18 protein-coding genes, 1 tRNA gene and 1 riboswitch are annotated in these 25,281 nt (G+C 56.0%); of the genes, 2 read left to right on the top strand and 17 right to left on the bottom strand.

Annotation, left to right across the window (positions count from 1 at the left end; all coding sequences use genetic code 11):
- Positions 1-14 precede the first annotated feature (14 nt).
- The 6 genes from HGP17_RS06205 to HGP17_RS06230 all read right to left on the bottom strand — a co-directional run bounded on the left by HGP17_RS06205 (position 15) and on the right by HGP17_RS06230 (position 8,037).
- Complete coding sequence (locus tag HGP17_RS06205) at positions 15-2,603, bottom strand: mechanosensitive ion channel family protein (protein WP_205925880.1); 2,589 nt, start codon at positions 2,601-2,603, stop codon at positions 15-17.
- A gap of 246 nt (positions 2,604-2,849) precedes the next feature.
- Positions 2,850-3,866 (bottom strand): iron ABC transporter permease, encoded by a 1,017-nt coding sequence (locus tag HGP17_RS06210; RefSeq protein ID WP_168806920.1) that lies wholly within the window; start codon positions 3,864-3,866, stop codon positions 2,850-2,852.
- A 62-nt stretch (positions 3,867-3,928) separates the two neighbouring features.
- Positions 3,929-4,888 carry an ABC transporter substrate-binding protein gene (locus HGP17_RS06215; RefSeq protein WP_168806922.1) on the bottom strand — a complete coding sequence of 320 codons (960 nt, stop codon included), beginning with the start codon at positions 4,886-4,888 and terminating at the stop codon, positions 3,929-3,931.
- A 20-nt stretch (positions 4,889-4,908) separates the two neighbouring features.
- The gene (locus HGP17_RS06220) at positions 4,909-5,691 is read right to left on the bottom strand and encodes an ABC transporter ATP-binding protein (protein WP_168806924.1); all 783 of its coding nucleotides are present in this window, start codon (positions 5,689-5,691) and stop codon (positions 4,909-4,911) included.
- A 9-nt stretch (positions 5,692-5,700) separates the two neighbouring features.
- Positions 5,701-6,117, bottom strand: coding sequence for a DUF1636 domain-containing protein (locus HGP17_RS06225; protein ID WP_168806926.1), 417 nt, complete (start codon positions 6,115-6,117; stop codon positions 5,701-5,703).
- Positions 6,118-6,224: 107 nt separating this feature from the next.
- A riboswitch (cobalamin riboswitch) is annotated at positions 6,225-6,442 on the bottom strand.
- A 179-nt stretch (positions 6,443-6,621) separates the two neighbouring features.
- Entirely contained in the window at positions 6,622-8,037 is a 1,416-nt protein-coding gene (locus HGP17_RS06230; RefSeq protein WP_168806928.1) for an FAD/NAD(P)-binding protein, read from the bottom strand.
- A 645-nt stretch (positions 8,038-8,682) separates the two neighbouring features.
- Here HGP17_RS06230 and HGP17_RS06235 point away from each other — a divergent pair.
- Complete coding sequence (locus HGP17_RS06235; RefSeq protein ID WP_168806930.1) at positions 8,683-9,885, top strand: SfnB family sulfur acquisition oxidoreductase; 1,203 nt, start codon at positions 8,683-8,685, stop codon at positions 9,883-9,885.
- A 17-nt stretch (positions 9,886-9,902) separates the two neighbouring features.
- Here the strand turns inward: HGP17_RS06235 and HGP17_RS06240 are convergent, their stop codons facing one another.
- The 4 genes from HGP17_RS06240 to HGP17_RS06255 all read right to left on the bottom strand — a co-directional run bounded on the left by HGP17_RS06240 (position 9,903) and on the right by HGP17_RS06255 (position 16,888).
- Positions 9,903-10,370, bottom strand: coding sequence for an Rrf2 family transcriptional regulator (locus tag HGP17_RS06240; protein ID WP_168806931.1), 468 nt, complete (start codon positions 10,368-10,370; stop codon positions 9,903-9,905).
- Positions 10,371-10,578: 208 nt separating this feature from the next.
- Positions 10,579-12,039, bottom strand: a complete 1,461-nt coding sequence (locus HGP17_RS06245; protein WP_168806932.1) for an FAD/NAD(P)-binding protein — start codon at positions 12,037-12,039, stop codon at positions 10,579-10,581.
- 1,045 nt (positions 12,040-13,084) lie between these two features.
- Positions 13,085-15,061, bottom strand: coding sequence for an exo-alpha-sialidase (locus tag HGP17_RS06250; RefSeq protein WP_168806933.1), 1,977 nt, complete (start codon positions 15,059-15,061; stop codon positions 13,085-13,087).
- A 648-nt stretch (positions 15,062-15,709) separates the two neighbouring features.
- Entirely contained in the window at positions 15,710-16,888 is a 1,179-nt protein-coding gene (locus tag HGP17_RS06255) for an acyltransferase (RefSeq protein ID WP_168806934.1), read from the bottom strand.
- Positions 16,889-17,160: 272 nt separating this feature from the next.
- Between HGP17_RS06255 and HGP17_RS06260 the strand changes: the two genes are divergently transcribed.
- Positions 17,161-18,273, top strand: coding sequence for an acyltransferase (locus tag HGP17_RS06260; protein ID WP_168806935.1), 1,113 nt, complete (start codon positions 17,161-17,163; stop codon positions 18,271-18,273).
- Between the two features lie 141 nt (positions 18,274-18,414).
- On the opposite strand, the gene HGP17_RS06265 is transcribed toward HGP17_RS06260, so the two are convergent.
- The 7 genes from HGP17_RS06265 to HGP17_RS06295 form a co-directional block, all read right to left on the bottom strand.
- Positions 18,415-18,490: transfer RNA gene (locus HGP17_RS06265), tRNA-Lys, on the bottom strand.
- Positions 18,491-18,614: 124 nt separating this feature from the next.
- On the bottom strand, positions 18,615-19,532 hold the full coding sequence (locus HGP17_RS06270) for a PhzF family phenazine biosynthesis protein (RefSeq protein WP_168806936.1): 918 nt from the start codon (positions 19,530-19,532) through the stop codon (positions 18,615-18,617).
- 66 nt (positions 19,533-19,598) lie between these two features.
- Positions 19,599-20,336: an NUDIX hydrolase gene (locus HGP17_RS06275; protein WP_168806937.1), complete on the bottom strand. Its 738-nt coding sequence runs from the start codon at positions 20,334-20,336 to the stop codon at positions 19,599-19,601.
- On the bottom strand, positions 20,333-21,448 hold the full coding sequence (locus HGP17_RS06280) for an endonuclease/exonuclease/phosphatase family protein (protein ID WP_168806938.1): 1,116 nt from the start codon (positions 21,446-21,448) through the stop codon (positions 20,333-20,335). The genes HGP17_RS06275 and HGP17_RS06280 overlap by 4 nt, the downstream gene beginning before the upstream one ends.
- Positions 21,449-21,490: 42 nt before the next feature.
- Positions 21,491-22,486 carry an isopenicillin N synthase family oxygenase gene (locus tag HGP17_RS33990; protein ID WP_168806939.1) on the bottom strand — a complete coding sequence of 332 codons (996 nt, stop codon included), beginning with the start codon at positions 22,484-22,486 and terminating at the stop codon, positions 21,491-21,493.
- A gap of 77 nt (positions 22,487-22,563) precedes the next feature.
- Positions 22,564-23,595, bottom strand: coding sequence for an ABC transporter ATP-binding protein (locus HGP17_RS06290; protein ID WP_168806941.1), 1,032 nt, complete (start codon positions 23,593-23,595; stop codon positions 22,564-22,566).
- Positions 23,583-25,277 carry an iron ABC transporter permease gene (locus HGP17_RS06295; RefSeq protein WP_168806943.1) on the bottom strand — a complete coding sequence of 565 codons (1,695 nt, stop codon included), beginning with the start codon at positions 25,275-25,277 and terminating at the stop codon, positions 23,583-23,585. The genes HGP17_RS06290 and HGP17_RS06295 overlap by 13 nt, the downstream gene beginning before the upstream one ends.
- Positions 25,278-25,281 lie beyond the last annotated feature (4 nt).

The following is a 25,281-nucleotide window of genomic DNA, read 5'->3' on the forward strand; positions in this document are numbered from 1 at the left end:
GAGCAACGGCCTTATCATTCGGCCACCGATCGTCCCCGGCGACGGCTTGGTGCCTTTGCCTCGGCTCCGCTATCAGCGGGAGAGACGATGGTTTCGGCAGGCCCATCCTCAGCCTCGGGGCCATCAGCGGACTCCGTCAGGCTGCTTGCTGCATCCGCTGGCCTATTACGAGCGCCGTCACGAATGATGCGCAGTTCCTGATGCGGATAGGGAATGGAAATTCCCTCCTCGCGGAACCGCTTCAGGATCTCAATGCGCAGGTTGTTGCGGATTTCCATGCCGTCGGACAGATCCGACAGATAAAAGCGCATTTCAAAATCGAGCGACGAAGGGCCGAAGCGCAAGAATTCGACATGCGGCTCGGGATTTCTCAAAACCTTGGGGATGGAACGGACGAGCTCCAAAAGGATTTCCATGACCTTGCGCGGATCGGTATCGAAGCTCACTGAGACCGGAATTTCCGAGCGGGCCAGCCTGTTACGGTGCGTCCAGTTCCCGACCGAGGCGTTGATGAGTTCCGAATTCGGCACGATGATCGACTGCTTGCGGAAGGTCTCGATCTCCGTCGCACGCACCGAGATGCGCTTGACGATGCCTTCCGATGTCCCCGACACGATCCAGTCGCCGACCTTGAACGGTCGCTCGACAAGCAGGATCAGACCCGACACGAAGTTCGAAACGATGTTCTGCAGGCCGAAACCGATACCGACGGACAAGGCGCTGGCAACCAGGGCCAGGCTCGACAGATCGATGCCCGCAGCGGAAATGGAGATGATCGCCGCAACCGCGATGCCGAGATAGCCGATGCCGGTCCTGACCGAATTGCGAACACCGAGATCCACCTGCCCGCGCGCCATGACATTGCTGTCCAGCCAGCGCTGGAACCAGCGCGTGACCAGATAGCCGCCGGCAAAGAGCAGAATGCCGACGCAGATGCCGAGCAGCGAGATGGAAATGTTGCCGATCTTGATCTCGGTGAACAGTCGGTAAGCGAAGACCTCGAGATCCTGAATGTGGAAGCCCCAGGAAAGCAAAATCAGCGGAATTCCCGTCAGCAGGGCGACAGCATAGGTGGCGAGACCGGCGACCAGACCGCCCTGATCGAGGGCGACATCTCCAAGCCTGAGCTTGCTTTGCAGAAAGCGGCCAATGATCGTCTCGGCAAAAACTCCCTGTTTCGAGACAGCTTTGCCGAGCTGGAAGCCGAGATACATGGTCGCGATAACGGCGCTTGTCACGATCATCTGCGTTGCCATGAAGCGGGCGAGACCGACATAGCCGATGAACGAGATAAAGATGACTACAATGCCGAGAACGCGAAGGATGATCGCCATGCCGTGCGGCCAGCGACGTCCGGGCGCATCCGGATCGCCATTCTTGGCCAGCATCGGAGAACCGAACGAGGCCGCGATCAGGATCAATCCGATGAGCAGCGCGGCAAAAAAGCTCTTCGCCACGGTGACGACGACAGGCGATCCCATGGATTCGCTGATGCGATCGAAAACGTAGTCGAGACCATTGACCACCGCCATGGCCTGCAGACACCAGGTCAGAGAATGGGCACCCTTGTTCGACAACTTGACCAGGCGCCAATGCGGCCTGAACGGTGCGAAGACGGCGTTGCTCAGACGGCCGACGAAATAGACCAAGCCGATGAAACCGAAGAGCGCCGCCAAAATCGGCGAGATATCCGGCCGCAGAACGTTGAAGTTCGACAGGAAGAAAAACGACGTGACCAGAAATGCGACGAGCGACAGTGTACGGATGAGGGTTGACCAGAACGCGACCGAGAGGCGGCTGATATAGGCCGGATTCTCGATGGTTTCATCCTGCACGTAATAACGCCGAAACACACGATATCCGCCCGACAGGAAGATGAGGGCCGCCCCCATCGACAGGAAGACGGCGGTCAGCAACGAGCCAAGCTTTGCCTTCACCGCGAAGCCGATCCAGCTCGTCACCGCATCTTTGAACCGGAAGCTCTCATCGACAAGCGCCGAGCCCGCATCCTGAAACGTACTGACGGACACTTCCGTACGTTTCAGCAACGTCTCGGTAAATAGCCTGCGCCGCTTTTCCATCAGTTGCATCGACAGCCGATTGGTTTCCGTCGTCAGACTATCGGCATCGAGCGTAAGCGCGCTGATCTGTGAGCGCTCGGCGTTGAGACGTTCGCGCTCCTGAGAGACGATCGCCGCTTCCGGCGGCTGCCCTTCCTTGGGCGCTGCACCAAGCTGGGCCAGGCGGGCATCGATCTCGGTCGTGCGCGGCTTCAGTCGCGCCGAAATGGCCGCGACCGACCGGTTGAGATCATCGGACTGACCGGAAAGCGCCACCAGGGCTTCGTCGTCCATGCCTCCCTGCTTCACGCTGTCATGAAGCGACGTATAATCCTTCTTTGCCTTGTTGAGATCCGCAACGACAGCCTCCAGCAAACCGTTGGCAACTGGCTGGGGTTGCTGATCGGCCGGCTGAGCGGCTGGCGCCGGCGCGGACTGCTGCTGATCCTGCGCGAAGGCGGCTCCATCTGTCGTCGGAACGGCAGCCGCGGCAACGCTCAGCCCCAGCAGAAAAACGGACAGAATAAGGAAACGGAATTTCAACGGCCGCAAGCAGTGTTCCTCGTCGCGCATAGATCAAGGTCAGCGGAGGATCCGGATCGCCCCGAACAAGAGGCCCCGAGTCGTCCTGAGGGTGATTGCAAATTTCATAGTCTTTACGCGCACGCCTTGTAAGACAAAGAAAGGCGACACAAAGGCATTTCCAGCCCTTATCAGGCGCTTTCACCGCTCAAGACCGCTATCGTCTGGCGAAGATAGGCTGATGAAGCAGGTTTGCAATGGTGTGCCTCATGCCCGCCCCTGTCTCAGGATCAGGATGAAGGCGATCCCGCCGACAAGCCCGGTGACGATGCCGATCGGCATATCCTCCGGTGCCATGATCAAACGCGCCACTATATCGGCCCAGATCAGGATCAGCGCGCCGAAGATGGCGCTCAAGGGGACGACACGAACATTGTCGCTGCCGGCGATCAGCCTGACAAAATGCGGCACCATCAGCCCGACGAAGCCGATCGCGCCGGAAAAGGCTACCATCACGCCCGTCAGCAAAGCCGTGGTGACGAACAGAAGCAGACGAAACTGCGTCACGGCGATCCCAAGCGTCGCGGCCGTCTCGTCGCCCATGGCGAGCGCATTTAGCTCCCTGCTTCTGGGGATCAGCAGAACAAGACTGAGGAGCAGGACGGCCGCCGGATAGATGATATGCTGCCATTGCGCCAGACCCAGCCCGCCAAGCATCCAGAAGACGACGGTGTTCGTTGCCCGGGGATCTCCAAGAAAAATCAGGAGATTTCCGAGCGCGGTGAACACGAAGGCGACCGCGACCCCTGAAAGCACCAGCCGATCGGCCGACTGCGAGCGTGTCAAACGCATGGTCAGTCCGACGGCGCCGGTTGCGAGCAGCGCACCTGCGAAAGAAAATAACGGCACCGTCAGCAAACCGAGGATCAACCCGGTGTGCAGCAAAGCCAGAATAGCGCCGAACGCCGCTCCCGATGAGACGCCGAGAAGATGCGGGTCCGCCAGCGGATTGCGTGTTAGCGCCTGTAGCACGGCGCCGGTGACGGCAAGCCCCGCCCCCACCAATCCTGCGAGAACGACCCGGGGAAAGCGCACATCCCAGACGATGCTCTCCTGCCCGCGCGACCAGGAGACAACAAATGCGCCTGAATGCAGCTTGTTGCCGACGATCGACCAGACCGTCGAAAAGGGGATGGGCGCTGCGCCGAGCGAAACGCCGGCGGTCACGGACAGGATGAAACAGAGGGCAAGGAGAAGAATGAGGATGAAGAGGTTGAGGCGCATGCGTCAATCTTAAAGAAGAGATCCGCCCAATGATCGATTGGACGGATCTGCATTGCGGATGATTACATTGCGCTCGGATGAAGCGCCTTGGCGAGCGTCGCGATGGCCTCGATGTTGCGCGGGCCTGGCGTCGCCTCCACATAGGGCAACACGACGAAGCGATCGTTCTTTACCGCATCGATCGCCTTGAAGGCGGGATTGCCCTTGAGAAACGCGATCTTCTGTGCGGCCGTCACCTGCCCGTAATCGACGATGACGATCACCTCCGGGTTCTTCTCGATCACCGGCTCCCAGGAGACCTCCGTCCAGCTCTTTTCCACATCGTCCATCACATTGCTGCCGCCGGCGGCTTCGATAAGCGCCGTGGGAATGCCATAGCGGCCCGAGGTAAACGGCTTCTCTTCGCCGGAATCATAGACAAAGACCCGCGTGGGCTTATCGACCTTGCCGATCTTTGCCTGGATCTCCGCAAGCTGTTTGCGATAGCCCGCAACCAGCGCCTCCGCCCTGTCTTCGACGCGGAAGATTTTCCCGAGATTGATGAGATCCACGAACATGTCGTCCATGGTCGGCTTGTTCTTCTGCATGACGAAGATGCAGGATTCCGTCAATTCGTAGACCTTGATGCCGAAGGGCGCCAATGTCTCCGGCGTTACCTCGCCGCCGACCTTCATGCCGTAATTCCAACCGGCGAAATAGAAGTCGGCATTCGCGCCGAGAAGCACTTCCTTGCTCGGATATTTCGGTGACAGCTCAGGCAGTTCCTTGATGCCCTCGCGCAGCTTCTCATCCAGCGTTTTCCAACCGGATACGCCTGTATAGCCGACCATGCGATCCTGGAGCTTCAGCGCCAGCATCATCTCCGTCAGATTGACGTCGTTGGAAACGGCCCGTTCCGGCGCCTTGTCGAAGGTCACGTCACGATTGCAGCTGCGCACCATAACGGGATCGGCCAATGCGGCACCGGCGAGAAATGTCCCAAACAGCAAAGCGGCAGCGGACAGGGAAATGCGCGAAAACATCAATAACTCCAAAGTTTTGATTATCGAAGGGAAAAGGAAAAACGCCTGGCCTCGCCACCTGCCTGTTGATGCAGGCTGGCCCCGACCCGGAAAGCGGAAGAAATATGCTCCACGGTCAGCACATCCGTCGGCTGACCATGTCCCGTCAGCCGGCCGCAATCGAGCACGGCGACATGCGTGGCGAAATCGGCGGCAAGATTGATGTCGTGAAGCGTGGTGATAATGGTCCGCCCAAGGCCCTTGAGCAACTCGAGGATCTCAAGCTGGTGGCGGATGTCGAGATGATTGGTCGGCTCGTCCAGAATGATCAGCTCCGGCTCCTGCGCCAAGGCACGTGCGATCAGAGCGCGCTGCTTTTCGCCGCCGGAGAGCGACGCGAATTGCCTCAAAGCCAACGGTGCCAACTCCAGCCGCACAAGCGCCTGAGTCGTCACTTCGTGATCATGGTCGCTCCAGCGCGCCATGCCCTTGCGATGAGGAATGCGTCCCATCAGAACCACGTCACGGACGCTGAAGGGAAAATCGCTTGGTGTTTCCTGCGGGACGACGGCAATGCGTTGCGCTGCCTGGCGCGGGCCGATGGACCAGAGATCGACGCCATCCAGGCGCACCGTGCCTCGCTGCGGTTTGACCCCACGATAAAGGCAACGCAACAGCGTCGATTTGCCGGCTCCGTTCGGGCCGATAATCGCCAATCGATCGCCGGCATCGACGGACAGACTGATGCTGCTGATGATGGGCATGCCCTTGTGAGCACCCCATGTGACGCCCTCTGCGTCCAGTCTTGCGCTTCCTTCCCGCATGGTCTGCCCCTACTGCAATACAAGCGAGAGCTGGCGCTCGGCCGATACAATAGCCGCCGGGATGCGCGCCAAGGTCTTTCCGCCTAACATCGTTGGACGTTCGCTTTCGCGCGTCAGCCCATCGGGCCGATCGCGATAGAGCTGCGCGAAGGAAACGAGCGCGCCGATATCCGCATCGCCCTCGATGTCACCGAAGAGGTACGTCGCCTTCGCCGTTGCCTGAAACGCAACCGTGCAAGGCCGCTCGCAGCCCGCCATGCAGACGCTACCCTCGAGGCTGAAGTCGTCGGAGAGTGCATCGCCAGCCTGGGCCAGCGCAGCTTGAAGATGCGTCAAAAGATCAAGGCCCGGTCTGCACGGCTTGCCGACATGGCGGCAATTGGTGCACACGGTGATCCGGTGTCTTGTCTCTTTCGCATTGTCCATGAGAAGCCTCCCGGAGATCGAGCCGGAGGCAAAATCAAGATAGGGCCAGCGAACGCAGATGCGCCCTTGCCCAACCACTGAATTTCCATCGGAACACCCCGTCCGTTGCGGTTGATATCGTCGATGGCAGGTCTCCTGGCTCGCGGGTCACAGCCCGTTCGCGCCTTCCCGGCATAACGCCAGTGGCATTCTGCGAACGCACTCTCCGCTTACAGTTGCGGGGGCAGCCACGGTTTAGACCCCTGATGGGTAATTCGCACCGTGTTCCCTTTTCAGCCGCCGGCCGGATTTTTCCGAAGGCAGCACCATCAACTGCATTCTTCTCACAGAAACCGATGGCGGGCAACGGCGATGTCATGATGCTTCGTCTATCCTGAAATCTTAAATTCAAACCTAGTTACGTTATTACATTACACATTACAAGCAAATATCACTATGCCTCAACATCACCCCTTCTGCGAGGGTGATGACATGAGCTTTCTGTCTCAATCATCGTCGGCTGTGCTAAACCGCCTTGCACCGGGGATGGAAGCGTTCCGCCATGCTTTCGGCCGCGGCATAGGCCTGCGTGACGATCTCCGGTACGAGGTCAATATCCGGGAGACTGCCAAGCCCGAGCGGGCCGATGGCAAAAAGCGCGCCGGTGGCTTTTCCATTAACTTCAAGAGCGCCGGTTGCCTCGACCGCAAGGCCAAGCCCCAGTTCATCCGGCACCGCCAACCCCGTATCGATCAGACTGCGCAACAACGGCGCATTGAGATCGGGCGCCTGGCATCGACAGTCGATCACATCGTCCGCATAAAGCTGCTCGGTGTCCTGCCGGCCGGCAGGACGGAAAATCAGCCCCGTTGGTGTCCGCTGAATGACATGACCTCGTCGCAGCAAAGTATTTCCCTCAGCCAGCTCCTGCTGCAAGCGAAGATGCAGCGCCTCGGGCAGACGATTGCGATGGCTGTCGTAAAGCGCGCGCAGATGGCGGTTGAATTGCTGCTTCTGTCGCGCAGGCAAGGAACGCCAGAGAGAGCGCGCATGCTTGCGCAATCCGTTCATGATGGATTGCCAGTTCTGGCCATCGCCTTCCGCAGCTTCACATGCCCTGCGAATGAAACGAACGATCTCGCTGAGCTGATTGGGCATTTCCTCGGCTGGGAAGATGGGATCGGCATTGTTGCGCGTATGGCTCTGCGGCAGGAAACCGCGCCGCGAGACGATGGAAACCTGCCCGGTATAACCGCTGTCGCGCATTTGCAGCAGCCGGTCGACAACACGCAGACCGCTGCCGAGGAGGATCGTATGCGGCCGAGAAACAAGCCGGCGCGCGCGCACTGTGGTGGGCAGTGTTTCGATGTCTCCGGCTGGCGACGTTTCATCGGCAAGGCCATATCCGGTCGCAAGCACCACCATGTCGAACGGCGCATTGGCTGCCCCGTCGCTATCGACGTGAAACCCTCCGCCATGGGTACGGCGCACACCGAAAACCAGATCGCCGCTCACCTGCACCGACACATCCCGACGGGACGAAAAAGCCTCTGAAAAACGCTGATAGACATAATCGCTGAAAATGCTCTTCGGCACAAAGATCTGCAGAAAGCCCGGTATGGCCGCTGGAACCGCGCTACGGAAAGGCGCATTGCCGCAGAGCCATTGATTGAAATCATCCGGGTCGCCAGCGGACACCGAGAGATCGCGGACACGGCTGTTGAGAATTTCGCTGCTGTTTCCGGCGGCCAGTGCTTGGCCGCCGCTCACGCTGGAATTGGGATCGAACAGTTGCAGATGGAATGGGAAGCGCACCGTCTTCATCAACGCAATCGCCATCATCATGCCCGAGAAGCCACGGCCGATCACGGCGATGCGCGGCATCTCATAGGCACGGCTCGCCATATTGGCCTTGGCCGAAAAAAATCCCTGAACCGTCATATCAACTCCTGAAGCAAGAGGTGGTCGATCATGCCCTTCTTCGGTTTGCCCTATGCGACACAGAAAACCGGACGTCCGGCATCAAGCGTCTGCAAACCAAAGCGCTGCGGCTCATAGCAACGCATAAAAGCCGCATCGGTTCTCAAAATTCGGCGCATCCGCTCGATCCGATTTCATTTCCGCTGTGAACGAGGGACGCGACACGCAGGTCCAAATCCGATCCGAGGCCGGATGCCTGCAATTGGCTGAACGCATGACTACCCGTCAAAAATGTCATGAGGCAGCAGGGTTATTGCCATTGTCTACTTATTTAGTCGTATATGAAAGCGCGAAAACACGCCGCTAGCAAGTGCTTTCTTGCGACGGCCTTCCTCAGGATACGTTCCGCCAGAATATGCCGAGGCAAACCCAAAGCCCCTGCAAAGCGTTGGAACTGATCAACTATCATCACGTGAAAACGGATCTCTGGGCTGTCACTACCAAACACGGCGGCTCACTTACAATTTGTCTATCCGGCGATTATCATGGCGGGCAGTCGCGCGAAAACGCGTGGAAAATGCATTGTACACCGCATCTATAGAAATTAGGCTGTTGCTGATTTGCCCTGCCCGAAGGACTGATTTGGCATAGGCCGAGGAGCGACGAATGGGGACGGTTTCGCAGTTGCACGAACGCGTCAGGCCGCCGGCCCATCGCATTCAAAGCGAAGAGGAAGCGCTTGAAATCGCGCGATCCATGGCCTCTGACTTTGCGGCGCAGGCAAGCGATCGCGATATCAACCGCATCCTGCCCTACGACGAAATCGAGCAGCTCTCCCAATCGGGCCTGCTGGGGATTTCCGTGCCTTCCGAGCATGGAGGCATCGATATTTCAAATTCTGTGTTGACCGAAGTCGTTGCCATTCTCGCAGAAGCCGACCCGTCCATCGCCCAGATCCCGCAAACGCATTTCCATGTTCTTGAGGCCGTGCGCCTTGGCGGCAACGACGAACAGAAGGCCGCTTTCTTTGCGAGAGCCATCGCTGGCGATCGTTTTGGCGGCGTGTTTCCTGCAACCGGTCCCGGCGTGAGTGATCAGGATAATCTGCGCCTGAAAAAGGATGGCCCGGGATATCGCCTCAACGGTCGCAGTATTCAGTCGGCCAGCGTCGTGTTTTGCGACTGGATGGCAGTATTTGCACCCGACGACCAGAAGAAGATCATCGCTGCGGTTATTCCCAGGACGATGGAAGGCGTTCAGATCATCGACGATTGGGATGGTTTTGGTCAGCGCACATCAGGCAATGGCACGACGATTCTCCACGATGTCTATCTGAATGCAGATACCTTGCTCGTGCATCATGAGAAACTTGAACAGAATGCCATTGTCGACAGCGTAAGCCAGCTTACCCATGCCGGCATCAATCTTGGCATTGCGCGATCCGCGCTGGCGGCGGCCATGGAGTTTGTCCGTGCTCACGCCGCGACGGATACGGACAACCGCCCTACGGATGATCCGTTGATCATCACCAGGATCGGCGAAGTGGCGATCCGTATCGAAGCCGCTACCGCCATGATCGAGCGCGCCGGCAGCAAGATCGACGCGGCTCAAATCAATCTCACGGAAGATCACGTCATCGATGCGGCTCTTTCCGTCGCAGCAGCGCAGACCATAACTGCGGAGATTGCGATGGAAGCGACCAATGCTCTGTTTGAACTCGCCGGAGCGTCGTCAGCGCGCATCGGCCTCAATCTCGACCGCCATTGGCGCAATGCCCGCATGCATACGCTGCAAGATCCTGCCGGACGCAAATACAGTTTGGTCGGCAATTATCATCTCAACAGCGTCAAGCCGACAGGCGGCTTGTGACGGAGCAACGAGAACCGTCAGCCGAGGTGCGAAGCCCTATAGTCTTCCTGTTCCTGGATCTCGATCCCTGCACCACCGGCCACAAACTGTTCCAGCGTCATGTTGTCGAGAATTTCGGCAATGGCATCGCGGACCTCCGTCATGGAGCGCCGCACCTGACAGCGCTCCGGATCCGAACAGTCGTCGCAGGCTTCGTAAGCCGTGCGGCTGGCGCAGCGGATCGGTGCCAGCGGGCCATCCAGCGTGCGGATGACATGGCCGATGCGGATATCGGAAGCCGGCCGCGACAGAGAATAACCGCCGCCCGGCCCCTTCTTGGAGCGAAGCACGCCGGCATTGCGCAGTTCGAGCAGGATCGTGTCGAGGAACTTCTTCGGAATGTTGTTGCGCTGGGCAATATCGTTGATGAATGCGGTTTCACCGGGCGCCAGGCGAGCCAGATCCACCAGCGCCTTCAATCCGTATTTTCCTTTTTTCGTAAGCATCGCCGTCCGCTTTACTGCAAAGTCGATTGGTGGAAATTCGGCTTGGTTTAAAACAAAGACTCAACCGGCCGATCTTGTCATCATAGGTTGCGGAAGTAACCCCGCCATCCAGGACGAACAAGACAGTAACTCACAAATTGTATAGTTTATATGAGTAAATTTAGGCAGATGTATCGCGTAAGCAACGATTTTGCGGATTTTCTTGGATTTAAGCAGCATTCGTGGCCAAATGTCCGCCCTGAACCTCTTTCCCGCCTTTGACGATCGCCCCGGCCAGCTGTTCGGCAACAAGAACGGCGTGCTCGATCACCTCGGGCAGCCCCATGAGCTCTCCGAACGTGCCACGCGCCAAGGGGCCGGATATGAACAATGCAGGCACGATAGCGCCAGCCGCATCCAGCGCGCGTGATTGCATGTCGCAGGCCAACCCGAGCCCCGTGGGATCCATGGCGAGACATCCGGCCTTCGCCATGGCCTCGATCCAGCCCTGAGACTGCAGAATGCCGCGATGCCCTGGGCCTGTGGTCACGACAACAGCATCGAATTGCCGCTCAAGTCTGCGATCGGAGCGACCGAGGCGAAAATTGCAGTTAATCAAGCCGCCTGCAGCCTCAACGGAGCTTATTGAAGCGGCCAATATCTCAAGACGACCGTCATCGATCGCTCTCTCGCTCGCATCCTCGACCTGGGGCGCGACACGAAACCGATGCACGTCCCAGAAAGGCCGCAAGTGCCTGACGACACGACGGCGCTCCACCAGCGGCAAGGCATTCCATAGCTGCCGCCCCTGTATCCGCACCTGATCGACGACGGCATGCCAGCTGCCGCCCTCCCCCTCGACGTCTCGTATCGCAGCGCGCACCCGCCGCAACAGCGCCACCGCCGTTCGCGACGGGTGACTGACAAAATCGCCGACCGGCTCCTGTTTGACGCGCGCATGGCCGCGAGAACGCAGACCCCGACGGGATACGGCTGTGATTGGTCCTCTGTGCCCGCGCAATACCAGCGACGCGATGACATCCGCCGACGTCAGCCCATTGCCGACGACAAGCATGCGGTCGTCAGCGCGGACGGCAGCAAGCGCGTCAGATTTGGTGGGATCGGCGATAAATCGCGGATGGCCCGCCAGAGCCCGTTGCAACACTTGCGGGGGCAGCGGCGACGGATGACTGGTCGCGATGACCAGAATGTCTGCATGTACGCGCTGTCCGGCCTCGCCTGCGAGTATCCATCGCCCATCCGATCTGGAGATATGGTCGACGCGCTGCCGGATGTGAGAAAGCCGACCGTCCTCGACAAAGGGTTGGATCATGCTGTTGATATAGTGTCCGAAAACAGCGCGACGCGGAAACAGACCGCCATTCTCAGCGATCCCTGCGTCGTCGTCGGCCATACCGTCATGCGTCAGCAGCCATCGCTGAAAATGCTCGAGATCGTCAGGCAGCAGGCTCATTCTCGCTGCTGGCACATTGATGCGGTGTGCAGGGTTGCGCGTATCATAGGCGAGCCCCGCCCCAAGGCGTTCGCGCGGCTCGAAGACGAAAAGCTGACCAGGCTCCAAAGACCGTCGTTGCAGCAGATGAAAGGCAACTGCAGCGCCCGATACGCCACCTCCGATTATAGCAATCACAGGCAGGTCTCGCGCCTCGGCATTAGAGCTAATCGTCAACGGCAAACTCCCTTTGGATCGACCACTTTTGCGCCCGACGCTTTCGATCAATCCCAGCATTCATATAGGATGACGATATACTCTATAAATTTTATTGACAACATGATCCTGAGACGAATATCGGCTTCTGCCTGCAACCTTGCGCCTCGGGATGACCGCGATAAGGCTTTACAAACAAGGATTTAATTGTGCCCCGCACAACATTGTTTTTGCACCGCAGGATGCAAAATACTTGGCATGCAACGAATAAAAGAACATACTAATTCTCGTTCTGATCCGTTTTCTCTGGGAGGAGAAACATCATGGAACTGCTCCACCTGCTCACCGCCTTCGACTATACGCTGATGCTGCTTCTGGCCGCGATCTTCGTGTTCAGCTTGATGGAAGGTGGGCGCCGAAAGCACTGAAGGTCAGGCTATTAGATACTTGGCTTTTAGTCGGCATGCCTGCGCAAGTCGAAAACGTAGCTGTAGATTGAAACGAGGCGATCGCCGGCGAGCGGCTCTTCGTCCCTTTATGGTTACTGCATTCGTCGCATGTAGCTATCTTTGCGCGTCATTTAAACGAGCGCCAGCATTCTAGAGCGATGGACGGCATGCGCAGCTTTTAGAATAGAACTGACAGCTATCTATTATTTCAAATCTAAAAACGTTTCCCCGCAGATTCCGCAGATCTATTGAGCAATAAATATGATTTCAATATAATTTTTAATTCGTAATACATTCATTAAAATATAGAAACTCGTAACGTTAGTCGTTATTGAATCGACAAACAAACCTCAAATCATAGTATGAATATTTAATTTCCAGCATGTTAGGATTCTGGTCGCAAGCTTCACGCAAACGATATCCTTTACATTCCTATTGACTGGAACGGAGGTATATCCATGCGCTATGACTGGGATGGCATCAAGACGCGGCGGATAAGACAGCTAAAATATGGGCTGTCACTCTTTCTATTCACTATGTCTGTCACGGTGCCAGCTATGTTTCTTTTCCGCCTGAAATGACGTTACGATAAATTTTCCTTCGTTGCGAACTCAAGTCTAACTGGTCATTCGACCGCCACTTGGCGAGCGGTCAAGACCAGCAGAAATAGCCACTTTTGTTAGATACACCTCTTCCTTCGCATGGCTTGAACTTACAAATAAAATCCCACCATCTTGCCAAACACCCGGATATGCCGCCGAGCCGCCTTTGAACGATCCAGGAAAAACGGGCATATCGGAAGCTCCTTTCCTTACCGATACGATATTTTGAACGACGCCGGTTGCGGGGTCAAACAACGCGAGCAAGAGCGGATCTCTCGCATGCCGGCCGGGCGTCATAATGGGGTTGAAAACCAAAGCGATTCGACCATCGGCAAGCAATAAGACTGCGGCTGAGGATGGGTTGTCTGGTATGTTCGTCTGCACCAACGGCCCCCACGTCACACCATTGTCCTCAGAGTTTTGAATGTGGATGCGCTTTGTCGGCCTTGATACGGCTCTCCAAACTCGAAGCAACCTGCCCTCGCTCAGCCGGAGTGTTGCCGGCTCAGCAAATGTCTCACCATTGTGATAGATCCACCCAATCCAGGCGGACTCCGGCTCTCCGGGCGTAGACCCACCCCAGGTCCCGAACAAATTCGCTTCATCAAAAATTGCCGCTGCAAGCTTGGGGTCGTATGGATTGATTTCCGTATCAGATCCATTTTTATAGACATTGCTGGATATGCGAACCAAACGGCCGACGGTCCCATCGTCCATGCATTCGCGGGCCAAAAGTGCGTCGCCGATCACAACATTTTTCTCTACAACTAGGTCTACGGCAACGACCGCATAGAGTTTGTCTTCATTTATGATGAAGCACCGTGGATAACTAATTCTACTATCTTTAAGGTGAGTCTCGCCGATACCATCGAACTTACTTTGAGGCCCACAGATGACGACAGGGGAGCCAAACGAACCACCATCATCTAGAGATGATTTAGCTATGGTCATCTGACCACTTGCATCCTCGTTAGTTCCTCCGGAAGAATACATAATCCAGAGGCGCTTATTGTGCTTAACCACGCGAGTATGATGATGGTACCGATGGGAATTTAGATCAGCTTCAGTTGGCTCCGCTCCATTTGCCGCGGCAACAAGCGTATCAATGGTTCCAGTCGAAACTGGGAAATCGCTCCCATCAAGCGGATTACTTCCCCAAGAGAGAATCGTTTTTGTCCCAGAGCGCCGGATCAAAAATTCAGAAAGATCCTCGCATTGCCTATCTGTAATGGCGGAATTAAACAGGCCTATTTCCTTGATGCCGCCACGCATCGAATCGTTCGCAGGGGTGGACGCAGAACCACCTCGTCCGCCGATACAAATCGATGCGCCTTTGTCGAAAAGAATGGCGGAAACGGCCTGATCTTCAGATTTTATCTTATTAATCCAACGGCTCAACCTGGCACCGGATTTGCGAACGACAACGGCAAGCTCGTGGCCTGGAGTATAGATCCCGCAGATGTTAACTGAATTCTCCGAAGTACCGTCCATCGACGAAGCAAATTCGACTCCCTTGGATGGCGAATTGTAGATACGCCACGAAAAACCTTTGGACGGCCCCAGCGATTTGGAAATGATGGTAAATTCGTCCGAAGCCGATTGGTCTGGGCGAAGCAGGATGAAGATCGTAAAATCGTCCAAGCCAGCGATAGCCGCATCTTCGTAAACGAGTCCCTGGTCTCCACCTGGAAATTCTATTGAAGCTGCACGAACACCCAGGTTTGTTCCATTCACTGTGATCGTCGGGAAAAGACCACCGCTTGTTTCCCAATTCGTAAGATAGCCCCCATTCTGAGAAACACCATGAGCCGAAGAAAGGCGGAAATAGTTGTTAGGGAGCGTGTCCGGAAACTCATTCGGCGATTCCGTAGGATCGGGACTGATCAAATAATGGTTTTTTCTATGATCTCTATGCTCTTCATTGAATAAAAATAAAACACCGAAGGTCAATACGGTACTTTTCAATAAAAAATCACGTCTGGAACTGCGCAATTCTTCCTCTTAATAAGATATATTATGGAAATTAATTACTTAAAATTCTTCCAGATGCCTCGTCGTAAAAACAAAACAACCATCGTCATTTAGCGTTGCGCTTTATGACTTTTTGAAGTCAAAAATTAGAAATTAATGGACTTACGGAGTAAAATTTTGACTACTTCATCATATCTACACAATATCTTCACAATATCTTGAAATTAGACATGCCTTTAATTGAACATATGAATTTGAATCGCAGCTCATGTACCGAGAGACGCCAAATTGCATATTGCTGATGGGAAAAACATTTCCGTTGCCGTGGCAGGAGGAAACTGTGATTTCGCTTGCAAGAACTTCGCAGCGAGCCAGGCCGCTGAAAAAACATGTTCTTCGGAGAGCAAGCTTCAGTGCTTCCGACTCAGATGGGCCGCGGTGTCGCGATTTTCTTTCATCACACGCTGGCTGATTCCAATTACGCTTGCTGAATTAATTATAGAGGACTCCTCACTCCTCGAGTCCCTTCGCGCAGTTTGGATTCAGAAGCCGCAAGATCAAGACTGGGTAGCAGCAGCGAACGAGCTCATAGCTGCTTAAACCCTGTCATAGCTGAAAATTGGCGGGTGTTTTCATAGAGATCAAATGATCATGTTACGTCAGAAACATTTAATCATCTGATTTTCTTGAGATAATGGCATTTCTCACTAGTCGCGATGCCGCAATTGATGGCTTTTCAACCAAGATGTTCATAATCCAAGCAAGAATAATTGCGGTCGGGACTGTGACAACCCATACTGTGAGAGATCCGAAACTTGCATACAGCAAAATCAGCGCCACGCTTAAGACGAGATAATGGTTTAGATACAAACTATACGATATCTCACCGAAAAATTTAAACCGCGCAAGTAAACGCCCCTCGTTGGATCCGAGGACCAAGGCGACGATCAGCACGCAACCAACTCCAATAGCAAGATCACCAATCATGCGCTGACTTAAGGTCCACGGATTATCAAATGGATACGCGTAAAGAAGCAGCGCAACCGCCCAAGTCAGTATGCGCCACCTTCCCTTTAGCGCGGAAAACGCTTTCGAGATTGCGTCCTGATGAAAGGCCAAGAAAGATCCTGCGGCGAAAAAGGTCGAATAATGTAGGCTAATGAGCAGTTCTGCCTGTAATGGTGTGAGCGGTATGATCCCCGATATGGCGTAAGCGATGAGCAAGGAGATTATCGGAAAAACGAGGAAAGTCGCCTTTCGCAAACGCCATACCGAGAAATATATCAACGGAAAAATGATCGATATTCTCATCTCATGGATGATTGACCAAATTGGTGGATTAATCTCCGACGGATTAAATACGCCAATCATCAGCAAGTTTCCCGGTATGTTTAGATTCTCACCGAAAACTGGATTTGGAACATTCATCCATCCAAGGTCCCAATGAGCGCCAAGGGCCTTGAGAAGATGGTACGTGCAAACTGCGAGAATGAGCGAAGCTAAGTATGGTGGATAAAGTCTAGCGATCCTTGAGGCCAGGTACGCATCATATCGCGGGAAACCAATCCTTCCCCACATCCTGGTCAATGCGAAGCCACTTAATACAAAGAACAAAACGACCGCTTGATGGCCAGACCATAATATCCTCAACGGCGTCCATTTGATTTCATCCCAGATCGGGTCGACTTTATATAATCCGGCTATTGTCGCGTGTGATAGCAAGACCAATATCGCCGCGATGCCCCTTAAAGAGTCAAGGGAACGCTCTCTCCCGCCATTCGCCGCCGCTATCATATTTGGACGAGCAGGAGTGTTCGATTGAACAAGAGAGATGTTATCTAACGACATTATCTGATCTGAAAACTTGACCCAACGACGGGCAGCATTTGTTTATTACGGGCTTGCCGTCAATCTTTCGCGACAAATTTTCGACCGATGTGGGTGCGAAACTGCATATATTTTCCGCTTATAATTCAAGACAATCATTCAAATCAGCATTTCATTACGCAACAATTTTAGAATGCATTCGTCAGGAATGATCTCACAATAGGTTGTGAATCATTATCGAGCGTTGCATTCCGCGTACATAAGAAAATACAAAATCATGCTATGCGAGCTTAATGAGGGAGAAAACAACCAAAAATCGCATCAAGGGAGTTGATGGTCTCAGGGCAATATCTGTTCTGGTCGTATTTGCTCACCATACTGGGCTCACCCCCATTCATGGCGGAGGTGCCGGCGTAGATATATTTTTCGTCCTGAGTGGCTTCTTGATTACCAACATTTTGAAGAACGAATTCGATTCCAACAAAAGAATCTCATTCGTGAATTTTTACGCACGACGAACCTGGCGATTACTGCCCGCCTTGGGCATTTTTCTTCTATCCGTGTGGCTCTACTGTTTAATTTTTCAACCCTCCGTAAACGTCAGCTGGGAAATCTTGCCGTCGATGTTCTATCTCATGAATTGGGTTCGAGCTTTCGATTTATATGACGCCCAATTGACTGCGCACACCTGGTCGCTTTCCATTGAGGAACAGTTCTATCTGATTTGGCCAGCTGTCCTCATTGTCGTTCTCAGATTAAGACGAATTCATCCAGCGATAACAATAGCTTTGTTGGCAGCGGCGGTCACATCATGGCGGATGATATTGGAACCGGGTAGCGTGGGTTCTGCACGCATATACATGGGATTTGACACTCATTCCGACGGAATTTTGGTCGGCTCGCTGCTGGCGCTTTTACCTGCCAAAATCGTTAGAAAAATAGGTGACTATTGTTGGTGGATGGGTGCATCCTATTTGCTGGCGTGTTTTCTCGTCCCGTATTTCATAGACTTCGCCACCACTAACGTTGGGTATACCGTCACCGCCCTCGCCGCGGCAGCAATAGTCGCTAAATTAGCGTCTGATCCAGATGCGCCAATCACCAACCTTTTCGATTTCAAAGTGCTTGCTTGGCTGGGGAAGCTCTCTTATGGCTTCTATTTGTGGCATTATCCGGTAATTAAAATACTGGTTTATAGCGAATACGAGATATTCGGCGCATTCTTTTCCAGATTCAGATACGCGCCGGTTCTTATCGTTGTCACCTGCTTTGTCGTGACGCTCATTCTCACAACAATATCGTGGTATGTGGTTGAGTCTCCACTGCTGAAGACCCTGCAAAATTCAAAGAAGCAGAAGCTAGACGACACCGAAAGACGATTAGAGTCCCAAACCACTTCGACGTGAAGGTCCGCAGTTTCAAAAAAGATGCCTTGAGCGCGCTGAATTCTTGCGACAAGCAAACGGATTATCCTGACCAACGCATTCATAAGATGCGGCCGCGTTTTTATAAAACGCCTGCTAAATCAGCGATAAACATTTGAAATTTGGTGGGTGATGTAGGGCTCGAACCTACGACCCGCTGATTAAGAGTCAGCTGCTCTACCAACTGAGCTAATCACCCGTACCGCTTGCTGGCGGCGTGACCGGGCATATAAATAGGATCGGTTTGATTGTCCAGCGGCCAGATGAATTTTCTTTGTTTTTTTGTCAAAAAAATTTCAGAGACGGCCAAAAACCATTAAAAATCAAAGCTCAAGAATTCCGGAGGCAATGCGGACAGCCTGGCCGCCAATGCGGGCGTTGGCGATCTGACCATCATCGATATCAAGGTGCAGGTGAATCATCGAAGGGCGTCCCATCTCGATGCCCTGTTCGATGATAACGGGATGATGCCCGTCCGGCAGCGCGTCGAACTGATTGATCGCTCCAGACAGCGCGGCCACCGCTGAACCCGTCGCCGGATCTTCCACGATCCCCATGCCGACCGGAAACATGCGTGCATGAAACTTGGCAACATGGTTCACGCCACCGCGGCAATAGATGAAGGCCGAAGCGAGCGCGCCGTCGACAAAGGGGACGGTCTTCTCCCAAAGCTGCGCGTCAAATTCCAGACGCTCGGCCGCGCCCACGTCATGCACCGGCACGAGAAGGAACGGCACGCCGGCGCTCCAGATGGACGGCACATGATTTTCGAAGCCGATCTCGGTGATCTTGAGACTGAGTGCGTTGGCGATATCAGCCTTATCCAGAGGCAACAAAATCTGCTGCGACTTCTTCGGCAGATCGAACTCGGCAAAGCTCGCCCGGTTTTGGCGCAACTTGATGGCGCAACGGACCGGCCCAACCCTCTCATCCAGCACGGATACCAGGTCAAGATCGCCGCCGTGGCTGGCATGCGCCTTTTCCGCGAGCGCGATGGCGGTGCCGACCGTCGGATGACCGGCAAAAGGCAGTTCGCGCCCCGGTGTGAATATGCGAAGCGTTGCCGTATGCGCCGGATTTTGCGGCGGCAGCACGAACACGGTCTCCGAAAGATTCATCTCTCGGGCGATCGCCTGCATCGCCTCATCACTCAAATCTTCGCCATCGAAGATGATCGCGAGCGGATTGCCAGCCAGTTTGCTGTCGGTAAACACATCATAGACACTGTAGCTACGCGCCAAACCGGCCTCCATCCATGCTTCAGACTGAATATTCATAACGGCCAGCGACTTCAGCGCAAGCCCGGCTTATTTTCCCCTGCCGAAGAACCAGGCAAGAATGGGCAGCATTGCCGCGCTATAGTGATGCGCGGAGGGATCGGCTGATCGAATGGCAACCGCGCCGTCAACCTCATCCTCATCAGACACCAGCATATGCGCTTCGATCCGCTTCAGCATATCCTCTGCGCTCCAAGGGAAGTGGAAAACCCGCAAGAGAGTGACCGAACGGTTCACATGTGTGCCGTAATAGCCAGGCTCGACAACGGCATCGTTGAGATCGAGCCCTGTCTCTTCGAGGACCTCACGCCGCATGTTGCCTTCCACATCGCAATGCCCGTCCATGATGTCGTTTTCATCCATCGAGCCTGCCGCGCAATAGACCTGCCCGGGATTGGCAGTGTGCGGCGCCATGCGGATCGCGATGATCGCTCCGTCGGATGAGACAGCAACCGCAAAGGCGAAGAGATGGAACCCACCCGGCTCCCTTTGTTTGCGCCACCAGAGGAACGTCGAAAAAGGCGTTACATAGGCTTCTCCCTTGACGATGCCGTCGGCAAGCGAAAGCCGGTGCTGGAAGATCATGCGGCCGTCAAAAAGCGCCGGATTGGCGGCGAACTCTTTTTCCCAATTCCGCCGTGACGCTTCGAGCTCATGCACATGAAAAGGATGCTCGCCGGGAAGCACCGCAAGATCGATGCTGGAAACGGGAAACACGGTGCCTTCCGGCGGCCAGCCGGCCGTATCGTTTTGTTCTGAAGCGGTCATTTCAAATCCAATGTCATGACAATGGGGCAATGATCGGATGCCTTCGGCCGATCCCAGCCGACGCGCGGATAGCGCTCCACCTCCTGCCCCGGTGGGAATATAGTGCGGAACGGCTGGCCCGAACGAACGATGTCGGGCATGTGCGTCGCGTTGGCGCGCGCCAGCGCGGGAGACAGCCAGATGTAGTCGAGCTGACAAAGCCGCTGCTCCTGCGGCCCGCGCGCATGGTAAAGCGTCCAGCGGTCCAATTCGTCGCGTCGCCGCAGGACGTTTTCGGCAAAGCCATCGTGGCTGAAGACATCGAGCGCGCTTCCATTCTGCTCCTTGCGCGGCTCGAAGCGATAGCCGGTACGGCGCGTGCCGATGACATCGACCCATTCCTGATAATCGTTCATATCCCCGCAGATCGCGAAATTCTTCGATGCCGTATGACCGGCCCCGAAACGGCCTTCGATAATACGCCGAATTGCCATGGCTTCGGCCCTGCGGACCGGCATGGTCGCCCGGCGTCCATCCACGCCTTCGCGCGCCGGCCCCATCGATTTCAGGTGCGTGACGTAGAGCGAGAACGGCACGCCGCCGATGTGAAGATGCAGCTCCAGGCAATCGCGCTTGAAGATCTTGTCTTCCGCATGGTGGCCGAGTGCCGCAAGCTCGTCATTAAAGAGGCCCAAGCTGCCATACGTCACCATGGCGTGACTTTTGATGTCATTGAGGACGATCGGCTGGCCGTCACGCGTTTCCTCACGCATCATCACGGCAACATCGATGCCGCGACTGTCATTGCCCTCGATCAGATATTTCTGGCGATAGCCATTGCCGACCATGCGATAGAGATAGCCGTATTCGAAGGCCTGCAGCGCGGTCATGTTGTCGACCTCCTGCAGGCAGATGATATCAGCATCGGCATCTGCGATCGCAAGCGCGGTCATCTGTCTGGTGTCGTCGGTTGCGGCGATCACGCGCGCTGCTTCCAGCTGCTGATAGACTTCCTCGTTGCGCACATCGAACAGCTGCAGCACGCGATCCTGCCGCAGCTGATTGCGAAAACCGGTGTAATCGAAGCGGGTCAGAAGGTTTTCGACGTTGAATGTCGCAAGGCGCAGGGACATGAAGCATTCCAGTTTATGACGAATATAGTGAGCCGGCTTACATCATCCAGCTTTGGCTGTTACGGTCGACTTGAATTTGCCCATCAGATAGGGGCCGGAAAGAAGAGGCGCATATTTCGGCTGCTCCCCATCTTGCAGGCACGACGGCAGGCAGGCAATCTCGGCAAACCAGTTCGGCTGGTGGAAGAAGGCCAAGGACTGCCGTCGCTGCATGCCGCCCTCCTCCGGTAGCGGATTGACAACGCGATGCACCGTGGAAACCCAGCGATCGTTGGTCCACAGCGCCATCAAGTCGCCGATATTGATGACGAAGGCGCCCTCGACAGGGGGCACCGGCGTCCAGTTACCATCGGGAGCGATGATCTCCAGCCCTTTCGAGCCCGGCTGAGGCAGGAGGATCGTCAGACTACCGTAATCGGTATGTGCGCCCGCGCGAAGCTGACCGGGTTGCGGCGGCACATGCTGCTCCGGATAGTTCAACGCCCGCAGCGCGCTGATCGGCGCATCCACATAAGAATCGAAGAAGTGTTCATCGAGACCGAGCGCCGTTGCGAAGACGCGCATGATACGTGCCGCCAGATCCTCCATCCCCCGATAATAGGCCTTCCAAGCGTCCACAAACCCTTCGGGAGCTTCAGGCCAGATGGTTTCCGCATAGCAAAAACCCAACGCTTCGGGATCGCTCATGCCTGCGGGAACGGAAAGCGGGCCGCCATTGAAGCTCTCCTTCAGGTCCGGCGGCGTGTCGACATTGCGCGATTTCGCAAGCGCCTCCGTTCCTGGCCCAAGATAGCCGTAGGGATAGCCCGGATAAAGTGTCTTGGCGCGCTGTTTCACCTCGGGTGGCAGATCGAAGAAAGTCTGCGTCTTCTGCCAGACATCGGCAATAACGGTATTCGCAACGCCGTGATTGGCGATCGCCAGAAAGCCGGTAGAGCGGCATATCCGATCCACCTCCACGCCAAGCCGCTTTTTCTCGTCGTTGTCGGCCAGCTCGAAAGCGCCGAGATCGAAAATCGGAAAGCTATGATCGGACACACGCGAATCCCCTTCGTGACGTCGAGCAAATCAAGCATAGGAGGCGGCAGGGAACAACCATCTTGTCCCCAGCCGGATCAAAGCCGCCATGCCGAACGGATGGCGACCGGGTAATCGTCTCCGGCCGCAACCGCGTCGCGGCTATAGGCTCGCAACATCTGACCATCCGGCATCGACAGCCTCATCGCATAGCGCTCACCTTCATAGAGAACGGAAACGACCCGGCAGGAAATACCCTCCGAATCGGCAAGCACATCCTCGGGACGTACGAGAATATCCGCGCTCGCCGAGCCGTCTGCCCGGTTGTCCCATATGCCACGGAAAGCCGACCAGTCGATGCGGCGCGCTCCACCATCGGGAAAAGTCAGCGAAAGAATAGCCCCCTGCCCGACAAGTCCGCCGACCATTCTGCCTTCCGGGCGTGCATAGATCTCGGCAGGTGGCGCGACCTGCAGCAACCGCCCTTCCGACATGACGGCAACATCGGTCGCCAATGCCATCGCCTCGCTCTGGTCGTGCGTGACATAGATCATCGTGGCGCCGGAGCGCTGATGAAACTCTCGGAAGGTCTCTTCCATCTCCTTCTTCAGATGACGGTCGAGATTGGCAAGCGGCTCGTCCAGCAGCACGACATCGGGCGATGTCACCAGGCAGCGAGCAAGCGCCACGCGCTGGCGCTGACCACCGGAAAGATCGGCCGGCCTGCGTTCGGCATAATCGCCAAGGCGCACGGTCGCGAGCGCCTCGCGCACCTTCTCGCGGTAACGCTCGCCGGAGATACCGCGCACCTTCAATGGGTAGCCCACATTGTCTGATACGTTCATGTGAGGCCAGAGTGCGTAGGACTGAAACACCATCGCCATGTTGCGCCGCTCGGGCGGCAGCATGGTCGCTGCATCCGCAAGCAGCCGCTCTCCGAGATGAATGGAGCCATCCGTCGGCTGTTCGAAGCCGGCTATCATCCTGAGCACGGTCGTCTTGCCGCAGCCGGATGGACCGAGCAGGGCCAGGAAACCGCCCTCGCGGACATCGAGCGACAAAGCGTTGACAGCGGAGCGCCCTCCGGTGCCGAAATCCTTGCTGACATGATTGAGGATCAGCTTCGCCAAGGCACCACTCCCTTCGGCAGGCGCTTGGCCATGATTTCCAGTAGCACCATCATGATGACGACCATGGCGATGACGATGACCGACATGGCCGAGGCAAGATCGGCGCTGCCGCCATCATCGAGGTTGTAGATGACGACGCCGAGCGTCTGCGTGCCCGCCGACCAGAGCAGAGCCGAAACAGTCAATTCGTTGCAGGCAATGAGGAAGACGAGGATCACCGATGCGCCCGCAGCCGGCGCAATCAGCGGCACGATGATATCTGTGAGACGACGGAAGAAGCCAGCGCCCGAAAGACGCGCAGCCTCCTCCAATGCCGGATCGAGCTGCAGAAAGGCGCTCATGACCGGCTTCAGGCTGACGGCGAAATAGGCGGAGAAGTAGGCAAGTAGGATGATCCAGATCGTCCCGTAAAGCGTGACATTCAAGATCGGAAGGGGCGCCGCGAACACCAGAATGAAGCAGACGGCGATGATGATGCCCGGAAGCGAATAGGGGATCTCGATCATGCCGCCTACGATGCGGCTCAGCATGTCCTTCCGCCGCGTCAGCGCATAGGCCGCAAGCACTGTCACCAGAAGGAGACCCAGCGCCGTCATCCCCGCCAGAAAGAGCGAGTTGGAAAAGGCCGTGCGCGTTATGCTCTGCCGAAACAGGATTTCCGTGAAGGCGTTCAGCGATGCCGTCTTGAAGGTGAGTGGAACGCCATAGGCCGGCACCAGCGCACCCGCAACCAGCGCCAGGAAGGGCGCGACAAGCATGATGAACAAGATGGCGTAAAGCACCGGCAGCGCCAGAAAACGCCAGCGACCGAGCGAAAAGGCAGCAGTTGCGCCGGAAATGCCGATGACGCGATAGTCACGACCCTTCAAGGCCCTGCCCTGTACCGCAAGGCCGGCAACGGCGATGACCGCGATCATCGTCGACAGCACCGCGATATCGCCGAATGTGCGTGGCCCGAAATTGGAGAACTTGGTGAAGATCAGGGTCGAGAGCGTATAGATCGAGGCGGGGATGCCGAGGATCGCGGGAATGCCGAAATTACCGATCGAAGAGACGAAGGCGATCGCGGCACCGGCGATAACCCCAGGCAGAGACAAAGGCAGAATGATATCGCGGAACACCCGCAAACCGGAGGCGCCGGAAAGCCTCGCAGCCTCCACACCATCACGCGGCAGCGCCATCAGGCCGGCACGCAAGGCGAGATAGACGAGCGGCGCATGTTGAACCCCGTAGAGAAGCGCAATACCGCCGATCGAATAGAGCGGCTGCGGCGAGCCGAGCGGCGGCGCGATATGCAATGCCTTCAGCAAGGGGCTCGACGGCCCGGACATCTGCACCCAGGCCAGCGCCGTTACCTGCGGCGGAATCATCATCGGCAAGACGAAGAGGAAGCCAAGCAGTCCCCTGCCCGAAAGATCGGTCAGCGTCAGCAGAAATGCGAAAAGGCAGCCGAGCAAAACCGAAACGATGGTGCCGAGGATCGCCGTCTCGATCGTGTACCAGGCTGAGCGCCAGAGCACCGGGTCGGTGATCAGCTCATAGGTGCCGCCCCTGAGCAGCGCTTCGATGCCGGCAAGCGCCAGCCGCGCCAGCGGCAGGACGCTGAGCAAAAACACGACGGCAACAACAAAAGGAAACAGCCAGGCCGGCTGGCTGTTTCCTCGACGCACATGTCCGTACATTCCA

The sequence above is a fragment of the Rhizobium sp. P38BS-XIX genome (genome assembly GCF_012641435.1).
Classification (GTDB): domain Bacteria; phylum Pseudomonadota; class Alphaproteobacteria; order Rhizobiales; family Rhizobiaceae; genus Rhizobium.

Excerpts from the sequence above, each read along its gene's own strand:
- HGP17_RS06210 (WP_168806920.1), bottom strand. The coding sequence starts at position 3,866 with ATGCGCCTCAACCTCTTCATCCTCATTCTTCTCCTTGCCCTCTGTTTC.
- HGP17_RS06235 (WP_168806930.1), top strand. The coding sequence starts at position 8,683 with ATGGGGACGGTTTCGCAGTTGCACGAACGCGTCAGGCCGCCGGCCCAT.
- HGP17_RS06280 (WP_168806938.1), bottom strand. The coding sequence starts at position 21,448 with ATGTCCCTGCGCCTTGCGACATTCAACGTCGAAAACCTTCTGACCCGC.
- HGP17_RS06225 (WP_168806926.1), bottom strand. The coding sequence starts at position 6,117 with ATGGACAATGCGAAAGAGACAAGACACCGGATCACCGTGTGCACCAAT.
- HGP17_RS06260 (WP_168806935.1), top strand. The coding sequence starts at position 17,161 with ATGAGGGAGAAAACAACCAAAAATCGCATCAAGGGAGTTGATGGTCTC.
- HGP17_RS06240 (WP_168806931.1), bottom strand. The coding sequence starts at position 10,370 with ATGCTTACGAAAAAAGGAAAATACGGATTGAAGGCGCTGGTGGATCTG.
- HGP17_RS06255 (WP_168806934.1), bottom strand. The coding sequence starts at position 16,888 with ATGTCGTTAGATAACATCTCTCTTGTTCAATCGAACACTCCTGCTCGT.
- HGP17_RS06295 (WP_168806943.1), bottom strand. The coding sequence starts at position 25,277 with ATGTACGGACATGTGCGTCGAGGAAACAGCCAGCCGGCCTGGCTGTTT.
- HGP17_RS06215 (WP_168806922.1), bottom strand. The coding sequence starts at position 4,888 with ATGTTTTCGCGCATTTCCCTGTCCGCTGCCGCTTTGCTGTTTGGGACA.
- HGP17_RS06220 (WP_168806924.1), bottom strand. The coding sequence starts at position 5,691 with ATGCGGGAAGGAAGCGCAAGACTGGACGCAGAGGGCGTCACATGGGGT.
- HGP17_RS06275 (WP_168806937.1), bottom strand. The coding sequence starts at position 20,336 with ATGACCGCTTCAGAACAAAACGATACGGCCGGCTGGCCGCCGGAAGGC.
- HGP17_RS06230 (WP_168806928.1), bottom strand. The coding sequence starts at position 8,037 with ATGACGGTTCAGGGATTTTTTTCGGCCAAGGCCAATATGGCGAGCCGT.